Below are 15,016 nucleotides of genomic sequence, written 5' to 3'. Positions count from 1 at the left end.
GTAATACGGTGTGCCGCGCGCACGGGGGCGGAGAAGTACGGAATTGAGCGCAGTGAGCGACGAGCCCGGTCGGGCCCGGGGCTGGGCCGCGGGGCTCTTGCGGTGGTTCAGCCTCCGGCTGCGGCTGATGCTGGTCTTCGGCCTGGTGGCGCTGACCGCCGCCGTGTCCGCGTCCGCCATCGCGTACTGGCTGAACCGGGACGCGGTGCTGACCCGGACCCAGGACTCGGCGCTGGACGAGTTCCGCAAGTCCCTGAAGGACGACACCGACCCGTTGCCCTCCCTCCCCACCTGTTCCGAGCTGCGGGAGGCGGCGGGTCGCATGGCGGACAACACCCAGAAGTACGAGGTGCTGCTGATCACCCGGACGAAGGACGCCGGAAGCTGCCCGGCGGCCTCGGACAAGGATCTGTTCACCCTCGATGTGGTGCCCTCCGCGCTGCGGCGCGCGGTGGACCAGAAGCGCCCGCTGAGCAAGGGGAACACCTCCCCGTACCACCTCTACTGGCAGCGGATCACGCTGCACGGCACCCCGTACCTGGTCGGCGGGGCCAAGGTGAACGGCGGCGGGCCGACCGGCTACATGCTCAAGTCCCTGGACACCGAGCGCCAGGATCTGAACTCCCTGGCCTGGTCGCTGGGGATCGCCACCGGGCTCGCGCTGATCGGCGCCGCGCTGCTGGCGCAGGCCGCCGCGGCCACGGTGCTGCGGCCGGTGCAGCGGCTCGGAGAGGCGGCGCACCGGCTGGGCGAGGGGCATCTCGACACCCGGCTCCAGGTCTCCGGCTCCGATGAGCTGGCCAATCTCTCCCACACCTTCAACCGGGCCGCGGAGCGGCTGCAGAAGCGGGTGGCGGAGCTGTCCGCGCGGGAGGCGTCCAGCCGGCGCTTCGTCGCGGACATGTCGCATGAGCTGCGGACCCCGCTCACCGCGATCACGGCCGTCACGGAGGTGCTTGAGGAGGAGGCCGACTCGCTCGACCCGATGATCGCCCCGGCGGTGCAGTTGGTGGTGAGCGAGACCCGGCGGCTGAACGACCTGGTGGAGAACCTGATGGAGGTGACCCGCTTCGACGCGGGCACGGCCCGGCTGGTGCTCGACGATGTCGATGTCGCCGACCAGGTGACGGCGTGCATCGACGCCCGCGCCTGGCTGGACGCGGTGGAGCTGGACGCGGCGCGCGGGATCGTGGCCCGGCTGGACCCCCGGCGGCTGGACGTGATCCTGGCGAATCTGATCGGGAACGCGCTCAAGCACGGCGGCTCGCCGGTGCGGGTCTCGGTGCGCACCGACGGCGATGAGCTGCTGATCAAGGTCCGGGACCACGGTCCTGGCATCCCCGAGGATGTGCTGCCGCATGTCTTCGACCGCTTCTACAAGGCGAGCGCGTCCCGCCCCCGCTCGGAGGGCAGCGGGCTCGGGCTGTCGATCGCGATGGAGAACGCGCACATCCACGGCGGCGACATCAGCGCCGCGAACTCGCCGGAGGGCGGCGCCGTCTTTACACTGCGGCTGCCGATGGACGCCTCCCGGATCGCCTCCGACGAGGCAGCGGACGAGCACGACGACGACGGCGCCAAGGGCACGGGCACGGCCGCGGGCCGGGACGAGGAGGGCAGGCCATGAACGCGCGCTGGACCCGGCCGGCCGCCCTTCTGCTGACCGGCGCGGTCGCGCTGCTGGCGGCCGGGTGCGGGATACGGGGCACCTCGGTGCCGGTGGACGCCGGGGCCGCGCCCTCGCGGGCGTCCTGCCGGGCGCCGGAGTCGGAGCGGGCCGCCGAGGGGACCGGCCGGGTCTCCGTACGGATCTATCTGCTGTGCTCCTCGCGGATCCTGTCGGTGAGCCGGACCACCCGGCAGGGCGATGAGAAGACGGCCCGGGAGCCGGTGCGGGTCGCGCGGGCGCTGCTGGAGCAGTTGCGGCTGCCGCCGACGGCGGCCGAGGTGTCGGCCGGGTTCTCCACGGCGGTCGAGGACTGGGTGGAGATCTCCGGTCCGGCCAAGGGCGACCCGGACAGCGCGCTGCGGCTGAACCGGCCGCCGGAGGAGATCCAGTCCCTGGCGCTGGCCCAGATCGTCTGCACCTTCGCGGACACCACGGTGGCCGGTGACGACGGCAAGGTGGTGCTCGGCGGTCCGGACAGCCAGCGGGATCCGCTGAAGGCGTACCAGTGCACCGAGGAGATGCGCCGCGATCCGACGATCGCGGTCAACTCCGGGGTCCTGGTGTCCTGATTCATCACCTGTCGGTACCGCCCCGTCCCAGGTTGGCGACTTGTCGGTAACAAGGTGCTGACCAGCGGGGCGGGGGCGGAACCGCGACCCCCGCGTGCGGCGTCCTGATTTTCGTGCAGGGTCCTTTCGGCCGCAGGGCCGCCTTCCGCTACCGCGTCGCGGGCTTCGCGCTCCTCGTGGCACACCTCTCGTTCGTCTACTGGCTGACCCTGCGACCGGTGAACGTCCCCTGGGTGTCCGCGGCGACCCTTGAACCACTGGCCACCATCCGCGCCGATCTGGCGCTCAGCCCCTGGTCGGCCACCCGTTCCATCGGTGGCGGGCTGCTGTTGCTCGCACCGCTGGGGGTGCTGCTGCCGCTGGCCGGGGGCCGGGTGGAGGCGTATCCGCTGGCCTCGCTGGTCCGTACGGCCTTCACCGGGGCGATGGTGGCCATGGGGTTCGCGCTGCTGCGCAGCGAGGTGACCGGGCAGATCATGAACGTGGACGCGGTGCTGCTGAACACCCTCGGGGTCGCCCTCGCGCATGTGCTGGTGGTGCCCGCCGTACGGGCGTGGCTCCGCCGCCGGGCCGATCGGCGCAGGGCGGCCCCCCTCCCCCGGAACGACGGCGCCCAAACCCCGGCCCCGACGATTCCCAGGGTCGGGATCGCCCCGTGGAGCGATGTCTCCTCCGGCTCACGGACATAGCGTCGAGAACATCGGGAACCAGCCCTTCCCGAGCCCACCCGACGACGAGGAGTGCCCACCATGGCCGCACCGCTGGTCCGCCCCCGCCACGACAAGAAGATCGCCGGTGTCTGCGCCGGTCTCGCCCGGCGCTTCGGGACCACCCCGACGACGATGCGGGTGCTCTTCGTGGTCTCGTGTCTGCTGCCGGGGCCGCAGTTCCTGCTCTATCTCGCGCTGTGGTTCCTGCTTCCGGCGGAGGACGCCTACCGCGAGGCGTGGTGACCCGGCGCGCCGACGCCGCGGCGTGATCCCGCATACGTGCCACGGTGTGACCCCCGCATACGTCCCACGGCCTGACCCCGCATACGGACCCCATACCGAAATGACCGGGCCGCACACCCCCTTCGGGATGTGCGGCCCGGCCGTGTGCCCGCGGGGTTCAGCCGAGCTTGAGCAGGCCGCCCGGCAGGCTCCCCAGCGGGAGCTGCCCGAGCATGCCCTGGGCGGGCTTGGCCTGGGCGGCGGCAGGCTTGGCGGGCGCGGCTGGCTGCCCCGGGGCGGCGACACGGCCCGCGCTGCCGCCGGGCACCGGCGCCGCGGACGCGGCGCTGCCTCCGGCGACGACGGCGGCGGCACCGAGGGCAATGACACCGAGAGTCTTGAGGGTTCCCTGCTTCATCAGAAATCTGTCCTTGAGACGGGGGCTTGACCGATACGGCAACGTAGCCATGGATTTCGGCTGCCCGCAAACACCGAAAACGGTCTCCGATACCCCGCCCGGACCGTGTTCCGGATACGCCCGCTCAGCCGCTCTCGGGTGCGGAATCCCTGGTCACAGCCGATGCGGAGGCCACATTTCGGAACAGCCATTCGGACTTCAGCTCGGCGTATCCGGGCTTGATCACGTCATTGATCATCGCCAGACGTTCGTCAAAAGGAATGAAGGCCGATTTCATCGCATTGACCGTGAACCACTGCATGTCGTCGAGCGTGTAATGGAACGTTGATACAAGATGCTGGAATTCCCCGCTCATGCTCGTCCCGCTCATCAGACGATTATCCGTATTCACGGTGGCGCGGAAATGCAGTCGGCGGAGCAGCCCGATGGGGTGCTCGGCGTAGGAACTGGCCGCGCCGGTCTGGAGGTTGGAGGTCGGGCACAGCTCCAGCGGGATGCGCTTGTCGCGGACGTACGAGGCGAGGCGGCCGAGGGTGAGGGAGCCGTCGTCCCCGACCTCGATGTCGTCGATGATGCGGACGCCGTGGCCCAGCCGGTCGGCGCCGCACCACTGGAGCGCCTGCCAGATGGACGGCAGTCCGAACGCCTCGCCCGCGTGGATCGTGAAGTGGTTGTTCTCCCGCTTCAGATACTCGAAGGCGTCCAGGTGGCGGGTGGGCGGGAAACCGGCCTCGGCGCCCGCGATGTCGAAGCCGACCACACCCAGGTCGCGGTAACGGTTGGCGAGTTCGGCGATCTCCAGGGCGCGGGCCGCGTGGCGCATCGCGGTCAGCAGCGCGCCGACGCGGATGCGGTGGCCGTTCTCCCAGGCCCGCCGCTCACCCTCGCGGAAGCCCTCGTTGACCGCCTCGACGACCTGCTCCAGGGTCAGCCCGCCCTCCAGGTGCTGCTCGGGGGCGTAGCGGATCTCGGCGTAGACGACGCCGTCCTCGGCGAGGTCCTCGGCGCATTCGGCGGCGACCCTGACGAGCGCCTCGCGGGTCTGCAGCACGCCGACGGTGTGGGAGAACGTCTCCAGATAGCGCTCAAGCGACCCGGAGTCCGCCGCCTCGCGGAACCAGATGCCCAGCTTGTCGGGCTCGGTCTCCGGCAGCGCGGCGTACCCGGTCTCCCTCGCGAGGTCGACGATGGTGCCCGGGCGCAGCCCACCGTCGAGGTGGTCGTGCAGCAGCACCTTGGGGGCACGGCGGATCTGTTCGGGGGTGGGCTCATGGGTGTGCTCGCTCGTCATCTGGGCAGCGTAGTCCCTACGCGCGTAGAACGTGAGGGATAGATACCCAACAGTGACCCGCACGGGTAGTGGAGTACACCAGTCCTTCTGCGATCGTTCTGGCATGGCTCAGCAAGCGTTGCCCGAGCGGGGCGCACGGCTGGGGCGGCCGATGGGCGCGGCCGCCGCGCGAACGACCGTACATGGTGTGGTGCTGCTGCTCCCCGAGGGGGAGCCCAGCGGGACCAGACGGCCGTCCAGACTCTCGGTGGCCGCCACGCTGCCGCTGGCCCGGCGGCTGGTCCGGGCGGGCCGGGAGGAGGGGCTGGCCGCCCATGTCGTCCACTACCGGTGCCGGGGCTGGAACGGGGCGGCCGCCGATGCCGCGTCCGATGCCACCTGGGCCGTGGAGGAAGTGGTGCGGCGCTACGGCGACGTACCGGTCTGCCTGGTGGGCCACGGCATGGGCGGGCGCGCCGCCCTCCGCTCCGCCGGGCACGAGGCCGTCAGCTCGGTGGTGGCGCTGGCGCCCTGGCTTCCGGCGCCGGACGAGGTGCTCGAACCCGAGCCGGTGAAGCAGTTGGTGGGACGGCAGGTGCTGATCGCCCACGGCACGAATGACGAGCGCACCGACCCCGAGCTGTCCTACCGGCTGGCGGAACGGGCGAAGAAGGCCAACCGCGATGTGTGCCGCTTCGAGGTGCACACCGATGGGCACGGGATGCATCAGCACCGCTCCGAGGTGCAGGCGCTGGCCGCGGACTTCCTCCTCGGCTCCCTCTTCCACTCCGGCTTCTCCCGCCCGGTGGCCGACGCGCTGGCGGCTCCGCCGCCACTGGGTCTGCGGATGCCGCTGGCCGCGGGCTTCGGGGCGAATCTGGGGCGTTGAGCGCTTGGTTGTGCGCGTCGGGGTTTGCGTTCGCTGCCGGGTGCGTCGGGGGCCGGGTACGTCGGGGGCCGGGTACGTCGGGGTCCGGGTACGTCGGGGGCCGGGTACGTCGCCGGGTGCGGCGCCGTCTCGCGCCTTCGGCGCCTTTGAGCAGCGGGGCAGGGTGCAGGGGGCGCGGGCCTCGCCGCCGGGCGCCGGGCCGGTGGGTGTGAGCGCCGGGGCGGCTTCCGTGCTCGATGGCCGTGGTCCCGCCGGACCGCGGGCGGCAGGGAGCCGACCCCGTCCCTCCGGGTATCCATCCAGAAAATGCTTGATCTGGCGCAAGCAGCGGAATGCCGAATGTAGTTTCTTCTCTCATGAGCGAACTTGTGCAACGAGCGCAGTGGGGCAAGTTGGACGGGATGAACTGGGCGGGCTTGACGCGCCTGTCCACCGAGGAGGCCGAAGGCGAGCCGTTAGCCGCCGACAACCAGCCGGAGGCGGTCCGGTTCCTCACGGGCAAGGACATCAAGAGCACCGCCGAGCAGGAGAAGGACACCCGCGCGTTCGTCGAGGGACGCGGCGGCCGGTACGTGCATACCTACACCGAGCCCGACACCTCCGCCTGGAAGCGCAAGCGAATACGACTGCCCGATGGACGGGCGGTGTACCGGGTGGTGCGGCCGGTGTTCGAGGCTGCTTTGGAAGATCTCAAAGCGGGCCGGACGCCCGATGGTGAGCCGTTGGACGGTCTGATCGTCTACGACATCGACCGGCTCACGCGGGACACCCGGCATCTGGAAGACGCGATCGAGGTGGTGGAGCACTACCACCGGCCGATCATCGACATCACCGGCACACTGGACCTGTTGACCGACAACGGCCGCGCCATGGCACGGGTGATCGTGGCGATGGCCAACAAGCAGTCGGCAGACACCGCCCGGCGCGTCAAACGGAAGCACAAGGCCATGCAGCAGCAGGGAATCCCCGCCGGAGGGGGCCGTCCGTTCGGCTGGCAGGAAGACCGCCGCACCATCGACCCCGGCGAGGCGAAGATCCTGCGGGAGGCAGCCCGCCGTCTGATCGACGGAAGCCCCTGGTACACAATCATCGCGGACTGGAACCGCGCCGGAATCCGCACCGCCAACGGCAAGAAGTGGAACGTCCAGGTCCTGAAGAAGATCATGACCAACCCGCGTATCTGCGGCTACCGCTCCCGCACCGTCTACGAATTCGACCCCGAGACCAAGACCGAATCCGCACACACCGTGATCGTCCACGACGACGAGGGAAATCCGGTCCTCGGGCAGCACCAGCCGGTCCTGTCCGTGGAGCAGTGGCGTGCGATGTGCGCGATCATCGAGGCGAGCCCGAAACGGGGCAGTGGCCACAACGCCCGCACGTACCTGCTGACCGGCACGCTGCGGTGTGGCAAGGACGACTGCGGGGCGAAGCTGCGCGCAGGGAAGGCCGGGCCGAGCCAGAAGAAACCGGAAGGCTTCTACTTCTACTCGTGCCACAACAGCGCCAGCGGCCAGGGCTGCGGGGGTATCCGTATCCCCGGCCCGGAAGCCGATGAACTGGTGCGCAAACTCCTGATCGCCAAACACCAGGAAGAGGCCGCAAGGCGGCAGGCCGTGACCGCCACCGCCGTATGGCCGGACGAGGAAAACCTCGCACGTGTCCGGGAGGACATCGACGATCTGAAGCAGGCCCGCCGGGACCGGCTGATCAGCGCGGAGCGGTATTACCGGGATCTGTCCGAGTACGAGGCGGAGGAGAAGCGGCTGAGCCGGGAGCGCAACGCGTGGCAGCGCAAAGCGCTGGTCTCCAGTGGAAAGCCGGTGGATATCGCGGCGGAGTGGGCACGGCCGGATATCACGCTGGCGGAGAAGCGCGCGTATGTGGAACGGGCTTTCACGGCCATTGTCGTACTGCCGGTCGGCAGGGGCAGTCGGGTGCCCCTGCGGGAGCGGCTGGTCCCGCTGTACGCCGAGGAGGAGTGACAGCAGGACCAGCCCCCAAGGGCCCGCGCCCGTTACGAGGCACGCGGGCGGTGACCATGGGTGGGGGCGTGGGACGCGACCTCGATACCAAAGATCGCGTTCATACGCCGCCACGTGTGGTCAGACCACCGGGGAGCCTTCCGCGCATGCTCCCGCGCCCATGCCCAGTCGTCCAGGTCGTCGTCTGCCGGGACCGCAGGGAGCGCGGACGCGCCGGAGATCTCGACTGACGCCTGTTCCGTCCGGTCCTCCCGTTCCGGCCCTGCCGGAGGTATGGACGGCTCGGGGGACGATAACGGCGGTGTCCGGGTTGCTCTTCTCTCGCCGGTTATTGGGCACCCTCCAGGGCGTGCAGACCGATGATTCCAAGCGGGCGATCATGAGTGCCCCTCTCGTTCGTTCTCCGGTGCGCCCCTGGATCAGGGCGCCTGTCACTGGCACATAAGGCCAGTCGTTTTCCCTTGCCGACAACCAGCGGACCGCCAGCAGACCGGCGAGGTGTCGAAACTTGTCTTCACTTACTCAAGGGCGCGCCTTGCGGCGCGCCGGGCGGTCTGGCCGCCCCGCCGGGCTGCGGCGTGGCCGCCGGTCCCGTCGGACGCCCACCGCCCGCACTCGTCAGGCGGTCCGCGAGCGCTTGCAGACTGAGCCGACCGCCGTCCGGGGCCGATGCGTTGTAGCTGGGGCCGACGGCCTCCGCGGATTTTAGGCAGCCACCACGGGGCGAGCCTCCAAGAACAGGGGGCCAATCGGTCGCAAACGCGGGCAGGATCACAGACCCGCCCGATTCGCCGGGCCAGCGTAAGGCCCCCTGTTCTCTCGCCCCGTGGCAGCTCCCGCCCAAAATCCGCTACGGCCGGCGGCGTGCCCACAGCGCACCGATCCACCACCGAACGCCCGCCACCGGCCACCCCGCTCACCCCGCCCTGCCCCACCGGGCCGCCGCCACCCGCGCCAGCACCGCCACCTCACGCGCCGACCCCGGAGACAACTCCAACCGCACCACCCCGGAGCCATCCGCACCCGAAGCGGCACGCAGCCGCATCCCAGCCGACTCCACACCCACGAGCCGCAGCGCATCACCCAGCTGGGCCGCAGCCTCCCGCGCGTCCCGCCAGCCGCTCAGGTAGTCCACTCCGTGCACCCATATCCCCGCCTCCAGGTCTGCCGCCTCACCCTCGAACCCGTCGCCCCCAGGGCCGCACATCCGTCAAGTCCCCTTCCATTCAAGCAAACTGACTAGGCATCACCGGGTATGTCGAGTGAGAGCACGACGACGGCCCCGGTACCATCGGCACCGGGGTTCAGCGATCCCCAGCCGGACCACCCCGACAGCTGTCCAGGCGAGAGGGGTGGTCCGGTGTTGCTTCTTCAGTTGTTGCGCGTCATCCGGCCCGAGCAGCACTCAGTACCGCTGTCGGCCACCGGGATAGCGCACTGGCTGACGGCACTCCGGCGCATCCTCCGGTGCAGGTTCGCCCCCGAGCGCGTAGCACAAGGCGGCATGCAACTGCTCCGCTTCCACCACCGTCAGCACCAGCGACGCCGAAGACGCGTGACCGGGCCGGAGCACGTGAAGCGGCAGCTCAAGCCGACCGCCTTTCCCAGGACGCAGACCACGCCCCGGAGCCGGACCCACCTGCCAGCCTCCCGACACCTCACTCATTCCGCGCCCCCTTGCCCCTCTGAGCCGGTCCGTCGCTCTCGCACTCGTCGGGTACCGGCAGACGCCCGCCGCGACTCTCCGCGATCCGGAGCGCGTCTTGCAGCGCTTCGATCAGGCGGTTGGAGAGGTAGCGGAGCTCTCGGGCGTCCGTCTTCCGGTCACCGAGCATCAGGCGAGCATGGCCGATGAGTTCCGTGCCCATCTGAAGCTGAACCGCCTCCATCTCGTCAGCCAGCTTCGACAGATGCCCCTCACCGTCCGCATCCGAGACCAGATAGCACCGCTTCCCCGCAGGACCCGGCCACGGCAGCAAACGGGGACGCACGCTCACAGCGCCACCGCCTTCACACCGTGCGCGGCAGTCCCGCACTGCCGCTCATGCGCGACCACGTACGGCCGGACCAGACCTGTACCCGGGACATCCGCACCATGCGGCGCCCATGCGTGCGCCAGGGGTACGCGCGCCAGGCGAAGGGTCGGCGCATCCACGCACCGGAAGCCTGGCCGGATCCCAGCGACTCGGTGGCGCCCTGAAGCAGGCAACAGCAGCCGTAACAGCCATTCCACAAATCGGGCGGTAGTCTTCCGCATTGTTGACGCTCCTTTGCAGCGTTGACCGCGCCCCCGGACGCAGCCACGTCGCGGGGGTCTTGATCTCCCAGCGTCACCGTTCATGTGGCCTGCGCGTTACCCCATGATGGGTAGACCCACCATGGGTGGACTCGGGCCCCAGATCACCTTGCATTTCGCCGAGCGCCGGGGGCCTTCAGGAGATGCGGCACGTGGCATCGCCAACCGTTCTGCCGCCTATCGGTCTCTAACCCATAGTGAGTAGACCCATCATGGGTAGGCTCGGGGCGCAGGCACTGATCGATACTTCATCACGTCAGAGATGCGCGGGGGCACGAGATGACCGACTACGTCTCACCGGCAGCACTCCCGCCGCACGTCCTGGAACGTGAGGACATGCGCGCGGCTCTCGCCTGCCACGACTTTGGGACAGTCTTCACTCTCGCCCGCAAATGGGGCGGCATCAGTTTCACCAAAATCGCTGATGCCTGCGGAATGAAGACCGACCGGGTCGGAGTCATCACCAAGGGCAACGGTCGGATCACCACGATCGACAAGATCATTGCGGTAGCCGACGGGCTCAGGATTCCCGGCGCGTTACTTGGTCTGGCACCTCGCCCGTGGGAATCGCACACCCCCGCGTCTGGAGCCGTACGGCCGATGGCCCGTATCGGCATGGACCGTGGAGACGATCACGTGCTACGACGCAATTTCATGAGCCTGTCAGGCGCCGCGCTGCTGGCCGCAGCCACAACACCGTCCGCAGGGGCCAGCAACGCACCACAGCACACCGGGCTTGCCGCCCCCCTCCTGCGCCACCTCTCCGCCTTCAGCGTCGGAGAACCGCAACCGCGCACCCCCGCCGAACTCAGGACAGCCGTCACCTGGGCGAAACGCGCCTACCAGGCATGCGAGTACACGGCCCTCGCCAATGATCTCCCGCGCGTTCTCACCGAATGTGAGACGGCGTGCGAGGTCCTGACCGGAGATGACCGGCTAGCCGCGCATGCATGCCTGGCGGAGCTGTACCACACCACAACCAGCCTGTTGCTCAAACTCGGCGACCGAGGTCCGGCAGCCATCACCGCCGACCGCAGCATGCATGCAGCCCAGACCAGCGAGGACCCCCTCACCCAGGCAGCCAGCGCCCGCATCCTGGTCCACGCCTACATGGCCATGGGACACGGCAACCAGGCCGCCGACATCGCACGCACACGAGCCCAGCGACTCGACCCGAAGTCCATCACACACTCGCCTGATCACCAGTCCATCTACGGTGCTCTGCTCCTGCGGGGCGCAGTGGCCGCAGCCGAGCAAGGCGACCGCGACTCAGCAACCGAACTTCTCGACGAGGCGGAACGCGCCGCCCGTATGCTCGGCAGCGACGCCAACCGCCAATGGACCGCTTTCGGCCCGACCAACGTGCTTCTCCACCGGGTGAACATCTCCACCACCCTCGGCGACGCCGGGGCAGCACTCGCCTACGCCCGCGCGATCGACATCGACACCATCGACGTCCGTGAACGCCAGGCAACCCTCTGGGTAGACGTAGCCAGGGCCTGCGAGCAGTGGAACAAATACCCCCAGGCATACGCTGCCCTGCGCACCGCCGAGGACCTCGCCCCCGAAGAGATCCGCACCCGCCCGACCGTCAAGGCACTGGTCGGACGAATCCACCACCAGGACGTACGCGGTGAACTGCGCGGCCTGCCCGAGATGGCCGCCCGAGTCGGAGCCCACCCATGACCACACCGCCACCCCAGCGGACCCTCTACGTCATCGTCTGCGCCGCCGGACCCGCCGCACACGTGGGCAAGCTCATCCAGCAAGCCCAAGGCCGGTCCTGGGACGTGCAGATCATCACCACCCCAGCGGGACGAACCTTCGTAGACGTCTCAGCGCTCGAAGCCCAGACTGGACGGCCCATCCGCAGCGAATACCGAAAACCCGGCGACGGCACCCGCTCAACCCCGCAGGCAGACGCCATCATCGTTGCCCCCGCCACCTACAACACCATCAACAAATGGGCACTGGGCATCAGCGACACCTACGCGTTGGGCATCCTCGCCGAGTCCATCGGGCTGGGCATCCCCGTGGCCGTACTCCCGTTCGTCAACGCGGCACTGGCCGCGCACCCCGCCTACCGGCGCAACATCGCAGACCTGCGATCCGCAGGTGTCAGCATCCTGCACGGCAAGGGACACGGCCCAGAGCCCCACGCCCCCGGCACCGGCAGCGCCCTACTCGACACCTTCCCGTGGAGCCTGGCCCTCGACACCGTCGAACACAACGACTGACCAACCCCTGACCTCACACTTGGCACAGATGCACCACAAGAAAATACATTCGCCAGGGTGTTGCAACTAATTCATCAAGCGATTTTTAGGGGGTACCCCCGGCTGTCCGGCATCGGCCCCGGGCCACCTTCGCCGCCACCGGCGCTCGCCCCCACCGGCGCGGCACCCGGCGACGCGGGCGCGGCCCGGCATCCCCGGCCCATGCTCAAATGCGCCGAAGGCGCGAGACGAAAGCCGCACCCGGCCGAGCAGGCCCGCACGGGCCCCCAAACCGGGCTCGCACGGGCGAAGGGGCCGCCCGCCGGACAGTGGCGGGGCGGCCCCTTCGGGCTTCAGGGGGTGGGGGCTACGCGGGCACGCCGACCAGGTCGCGGCGCGCGGCCTCCGCACGCCGCTCGGCCCGCGCCTTGCGCGTCGCGTACACCGTGATCGCACCCGCGCCGCCGACCGCCACCAGGCCCATGGCGACCGTGCCGCCCCACCCGGCCGCGTGGAAGGCGAGCGCGCCCAGCGCACCGCCCAGGCTGCTGCCGATGTAGTACGACGCCTGGTAGAGCGCCGCGGCCTGGGCGCGTCCGGTCTTGGCCGTACGGCTCACCGCCGAGGACGCCGCCGCGTGGCCCGCGAAGAAGCCCGCGGTGATCAGCACCAGACCGGCCAGCACCGCCGGGATCGAGTTCAGCAGGGACAGCAGCAGCCCGGCCGCGGTCGTCGACACCGCCACGTACAGCGCGCCGCGCCGGCCGAGCCGGCCGACCAGCTTGCCGGTCGCCGCCGAGGAGACCGTGCCGACCAGGTAGATCAGGAAGATCGAGCCGATCAGGCTCTGCGAGAGCCCGAAGGGCTCGGCCACCAGGCGGTAGCCGATGACCGTGTAGACCCCGCCGAAGACCGTCATGAACAGCGCGCCGATCGCGTACAGCCGGCACAGCAGCGGATCCGAGAGATGCCCGGCGAGGGTGCGGGCCAGCGCCCGCGGGCTCACCGGGGCCGGGGTGAAGTGCCGGGCCTTGGGCAGCAGCATCCGGAAGGACACCGCGCACAGCAGCGCCATCACGCCGACCGTGGCGAGCGCGGCCCGCCAGCCCCAGGCGTCCGCCACCCAGCCGGTGACGATCCGGCCGCTCATCCCGCCGACGCTGTTACCGGCCACGAACAGCCCGATCGTGCCGATCAGCGCCTTCGGGTGGACTTCCTCCGACAGGTACGCCATCGCGCTGGCCGGGATCCCGGCCAGCGCCGCGCCCTGCACCGCGCGCAGCGCGATCAGCCAGCCCAGGTCCGGTGCGAAGGGCACCAGCAGGGCGAGGACGACCGCGACCGTGAGCGAGACGGTCATCATGGCGCGTCGGCCGAACCGCTCGGACAGCGCGCTCAGCGGCACCACCGCGAGCGCGAGGCCGAAGGTGGCCGCGGAGACGCTCCAACTGGCCTGGTCCGCCTGGACCCGCAGATCGTCGGAGATCGCGGGCAGCAGCGCCTGGGTCGAGTAGAGCAGGGCGAAGGTGGCGAGTCCCGCGGTGAAGAGGGCGAGCCGCATCCGGAGGTAACCGGGGTGGCTCGGGCTCATCCGCTCGGACTCGGTGGGGTTCGGGGTCGGGGACGGCGAAGCGGAGGCGTCCACACGGTGGTTCCCGGTGGACGCCCTGGTATCGGCAGGAGGCATGGTTCGACCGTACGTACCCACGGTTGATGCGTCCAATGCACGGAATGGCGATAATCAATCCACTGTCGCATGAGTAAAGGTCAGGGCCGCCAGTGTCACGCATCAGTTACGAAAACGACATTCCGGTGACAGCGGATGTCGAGGCGGAGTCCTGGGCCGCCGTGCTCACCCCGCGCCTCGCCCAGTTCGCCGCCGTCGCCCGCCATGAGCATGTGACCCGCGCCGCCCAGGAGCTGGGGGTGCCCCAGTCCACGCTCAGCCGGGCGATGGTCCGGCTGGAGGAGGACCTGGGCGTGTCGCTCTTCGCCCGCCGGGGCCGTACGGTGGCGCTCACCCCGGCGGGGCGGACCTTCCTGCGCTCGGTCGAACGGGCCCTCGCCGAGGTCGACCGCGCCGCCGAGTCCGTACGGGCCGACGCCGACCCCGCGGCGGGCCTGGTCTCCTTCGGCTTCCTGCACACCCTGGGGACCGAGACCGTGCCCGGCCTGATCCGGAGCTTCCGGGTGGACCATCCGCGGGTGCGCTTCCAGCTGGTCCAGAACTACGGCGAGGCGATGATCGAGCGGATGCGCGCGGGCGGCCTCGACCTGTGCCTGACCTCCCCGGTACCGGACGCCCCCGACCTGGTCGCCCGCCGCCTCGACGAACAGCGGCTACGGCTGGTGGTCCCCGACGACCACCGCCTGGCCGGCCGCCGCCGGGTCCGCCTCGCCGAGGCCGCCTCGGAGCTGTTCGTCACCCTGGAACCGGGCTACGGACTGCGGCGCATCACGGACGCGCTGTGCGCCGAGGCGGGCTTCACCCCGAGGATCGCCTTCGAGGGCGAGGAGGCGGAGACCCTACGCGGCCTGGTCGCCGCCGGCCTCGGCGTCGCCCTCCTCCCGCCCCCGGCGGTCCCCCGCCCCGGCGTGGCCGAACTGACCGTCACCGCCCCGCGCGCCGTCCGCGAGATCGGCGTCGCCTGGCTGGACGGCCACCCCGACACACCCCCGGTGGCGGCCTTCAAGAAGTTCCTGCTGAGCCGCCGGGGCCAGCTGCTGACGTAGGCCGGTCGCCGGAGCAGCGGAGTCGCCGGCGCGGGCGAG

The 15,016-nt window shown here is 70.2% G+C and carries 14 protein-coding genes; 9 read left to right on the top strand and 5 right to left on the bottom strand.

Annotation, left to right across the window (positions count from 1 at the left end):
• Positions 1–127: 127 nt before the first annotated feature.
• The 4 genes from NP777_RS13800 (at position 128) to NP777_RS13785 (ending at position 3,191) form a co-directional block, all read left to right on the top strand.
• Positions 128–1,627, top strand: coding sequence for a sensor histidine kinase (locus NP777_RS13800; RefSeq protein WP_256650457.1), 1,500 nt, complete (start codon positions 128–130; stop codon positions 1,625–1,627).
• On the top strand, positions 1,624–2,238 hold the full coding sequence (locus NP777_RS13795) for a hypothetical protein (protein ID WP_256650422.1): 615 nt from the start codon (positions 1,624–1,626) through the stop codon (positions 2,236–2,238). Before NP777_RS13800 ends, NP777_RS13795 begins: the two co-directional genes overlap by 4 nt.
• A 113-nt stretch (positions 2,239–2,351) precedes the next feature.
• On the top strand, positions 2,352–2,927 hold the full coding sequence (locus NP777_RS13790; RefSeq protein WP_256650421.1) for a VanZ family protein: 576 nt from the start codon (positions 2,352–2,354) through the stop codon (positions 2,925–2,927).
• Positions 2,928–2,987: 60 nt separating this feature from the next.
• Positions 2,988–3,191: a PspC domain-containing protein gene (locus NP777_RS13785; protein WP_256650420.1), complete on the top strand. Its 204-nt coding sequence runs from the start codon at positions 2,988–2,990 to the stop codon at positions 3,189–3,191.
• A gap of 157 nt (positions 3,192–3,348) precedes the next feature.
• On the opposite strand, the gene NP777_RS13780 is transcribed toward NP777_RS13785, so the two are convergent.
• Positions 3,349–3,588, bottom strand: coding sequence for an ATP-binding protein (locus tag NP777_RS13780; protein ID WP_256650419.1), 240 nt, complete (start codon positions 3,586–3,588; stop codon positions 3,349–3,351).
• Between the two features lie 124 nt (positions 3,589–3,712).
• Entirely contained in the window at positions 3,713–4,879 is a 1,167-nt protein-coding gene (locus tag NP777_RS13775; protein ID WP_256650418.1) for an adenosine deaminase, read from the bottom strand.
• A 103-nt stretch (positions 4,880–4,982) separates the two neighbouring features.
• Between NP777_RS13775 and NP777_RS13770 the strand changes: the two genes are divergently transcribed.
• Both NP777_RS13770 and NP777_RS13765 read left to right on the top strand, forming a co-directional pair.
• Positions 4,983–5,747, top strand: a complete 765-nt coding sequence (locus tag NP777_RS13770) for an alpha/beta hydrolase (protein WP_256650417.1) — start codon at positions 4,983–4,985, stop codon at positions 5,745–5,747.
• 356 nt (positions 5,748–6,103) lie between these two features.
• On the top strand, positions 6,104–7,732 hold the full coding sequence (locus NP777_RS13765) for a recombinase family protein (RefSeq protein WP_256650416.1): 1,629 nt from the start codon (positions 6,104–6,106) through the stop codon (positions 7,730–7,732).
• A gap of 916 nt (positions 7,733–8,648) precedes the next feature.
• On the opposite strand, the gene NP777_RS13760 is transcribed toward NP777_RS13765, so the two are convergent.
• Positions 8,649–8,939, bottom strand: a complete 291-nt coding sequence (locus tag NP777_RS13760) for a hypothetical protein (RefSeq protein WP_256650415.1) — start codon at positions 8,937–8,939, stop codon at positions 8,649–8,651.
• Between the two features lie 451 nt (positions 8,940–9,390).
• Positions 9,391–9,729, bottom strand: coding sequence for a hypothetical protein (locus NP777_RS13755; protein ID WP_256650414.1), 339 nt, complete (start codon positions 9,727–9,729; stop codon positions 9,391–9,393).
• A 578-nt stretch (positions 9,730–10,307) separates the two neighbouring features.
• Between NP777_RS13755 and NP777_RS13750 the strand changes: the two genes are divergently transcribed.
• Both NP777_RS13750 and NP777_RS13745 read left to right on the top strand, forming a co-directional pair.
• Entirely contained in the window at positions 10,308–11,714 is a 1,407-nt protein-coding gene (locus NP777_RS13750) for a hypothetical protein (RefSeq protein WP_256650413.1), read from the top strand.
• Complete coding sequence (locus NP777_RS13745; protein WP_256650412.1) at positions 11,711–12,265, top strand: flavoprotein; 555 nt, start codon at positions 11,711–11,713, stop codon at positions 12,263–12,265. The genes NP777_RS13750 and NP777_RS13745 overlap by 4 nt, the downstream gene beginning before the upstream one ends.
• Positions 12,266–12,611: 346 nt before the next feature.
• On the opposite strand, the gene NP777_RS13740 is transcribed toward NP777_RS13745, so the two are convergent.
• Positions 12,612–13,931, bottom strand: coding sequence for an MFS transporter (locus NP777_RS13740; protein WP_256650411.1), 1,320 nt, complete (start codon positions 13,929–13,931; stop codon positions 12,612–12,614).
• 92 nt (positions 13,932–14,023) lie between these two features.
• On the opposite strand from NP777_RS13740, the gene NP777_RS13735 reads away from it, so the two are divergent.
• On the top strand, positions 14,024–14,977 hold the full coding sequence (locus tag NP777_RS13735) for a LysR family transcriptional regulator (protein WP_391858502.1): 954 nt from the start codon (positions 14,024–14,026) through the stop codon (positions 14,975–14,977).
• The last annotated feature ends 39 nt before the right edge of the window (positions 14,978–15,016 follow it).

Origin of the sequence: Streptomyces rugosispiralis (assembly GCF_024505145.1) — a bacterium.
Lineage (GTDB): Bacteria > Actinomycetota > Actinomycetes > Streptomycetales > Streptomycetaceae > Streptomyces > Streptomyces rugosispiralis.
Note: the sequence above shows the minus strand (reverse complement) of the source record. Positions and strands in the feature narration are given on the sequence as shown.

Bases quoted from the DNA above. Each gene is read 5' to 3' on its own strand.
- NP777_RS13785 (WP_256650420.1), top strand. From the start codon at position 2,988: ATGGCCGCACCGCTGGTCCGCCCCCGCCACGACAAGAAGATCGCCGGT.
- NP777_RS13740 (WP_256650411.1), bottom strand. From the start codon at position 13,931: ATGCCTCCTGCCGATACCAGGGCGTCCACCGGGAACCACCGTGTGGAC.
- NP777_RS13800 (WP_256650457.1), top strand. From the start codon at position 128: ATGCTGGTCTTCGGCCTGGTGGCGCTGACCGCCGCCGTGTCCGCGTCC.
- NP777_RS13765 (WP_256650416.1), top strand. From the start codon at position 6,104: ATGAGCGAACTTGTGCAACGAGCGCAGTGGGGCAAGTTGGACGGGATG.
- NP777_RS13750 (WP_256650413.1), top strand. From the start codon at position 10,308: ATGACCGACTACGTCTCACCGGCAGCACTCCCGCCGCACGTCCTGGAA.
- NP777_RS13745 (WP_256650412.1), top strand. From the start codon at position 11,711: ATGACCACACCGCCACCCCAGCGGACCCTCTACGTCATCGTCTGCGCC.
- NP777_RS13770 (WP_256650417.1), top strand. From the start codon at position 4,983: ATGGCTCAGCAAGCGTTGCCCGAGCGGGGCGCACGGCTGGGGCGGCCG.
- NP777_RS13780 (WP_256650419.1), bottom strand. From the start codon at position 3,588: ATGAAGCAGGGAACCCTCAAGACTCTCGGTGTCATTGCCCTCGGTGCC.
- NP777_RS13795 (WP_256650422.1), top strand. From the start codon at position 1,624: ATGAACGCGCGCTGGACCCGGCCGGCCGCCCTTCTGCTGACCGGCGCG.
- NP777_RS13775 (WP_256650418.1), bottom strand. From the start codon at position 4,879: ATGACGAGCGAGCACACCCATGAGCCCACCCCCGAACAGATCCGCCGT.
- NP777_RS13760 (WP_256650415.1), bottom strand. From the start codon at position 8,939: ATGTGCGGCCCTGGGGGCGACGGGTTCGAGGGTGAGGCGGCAGACCTG.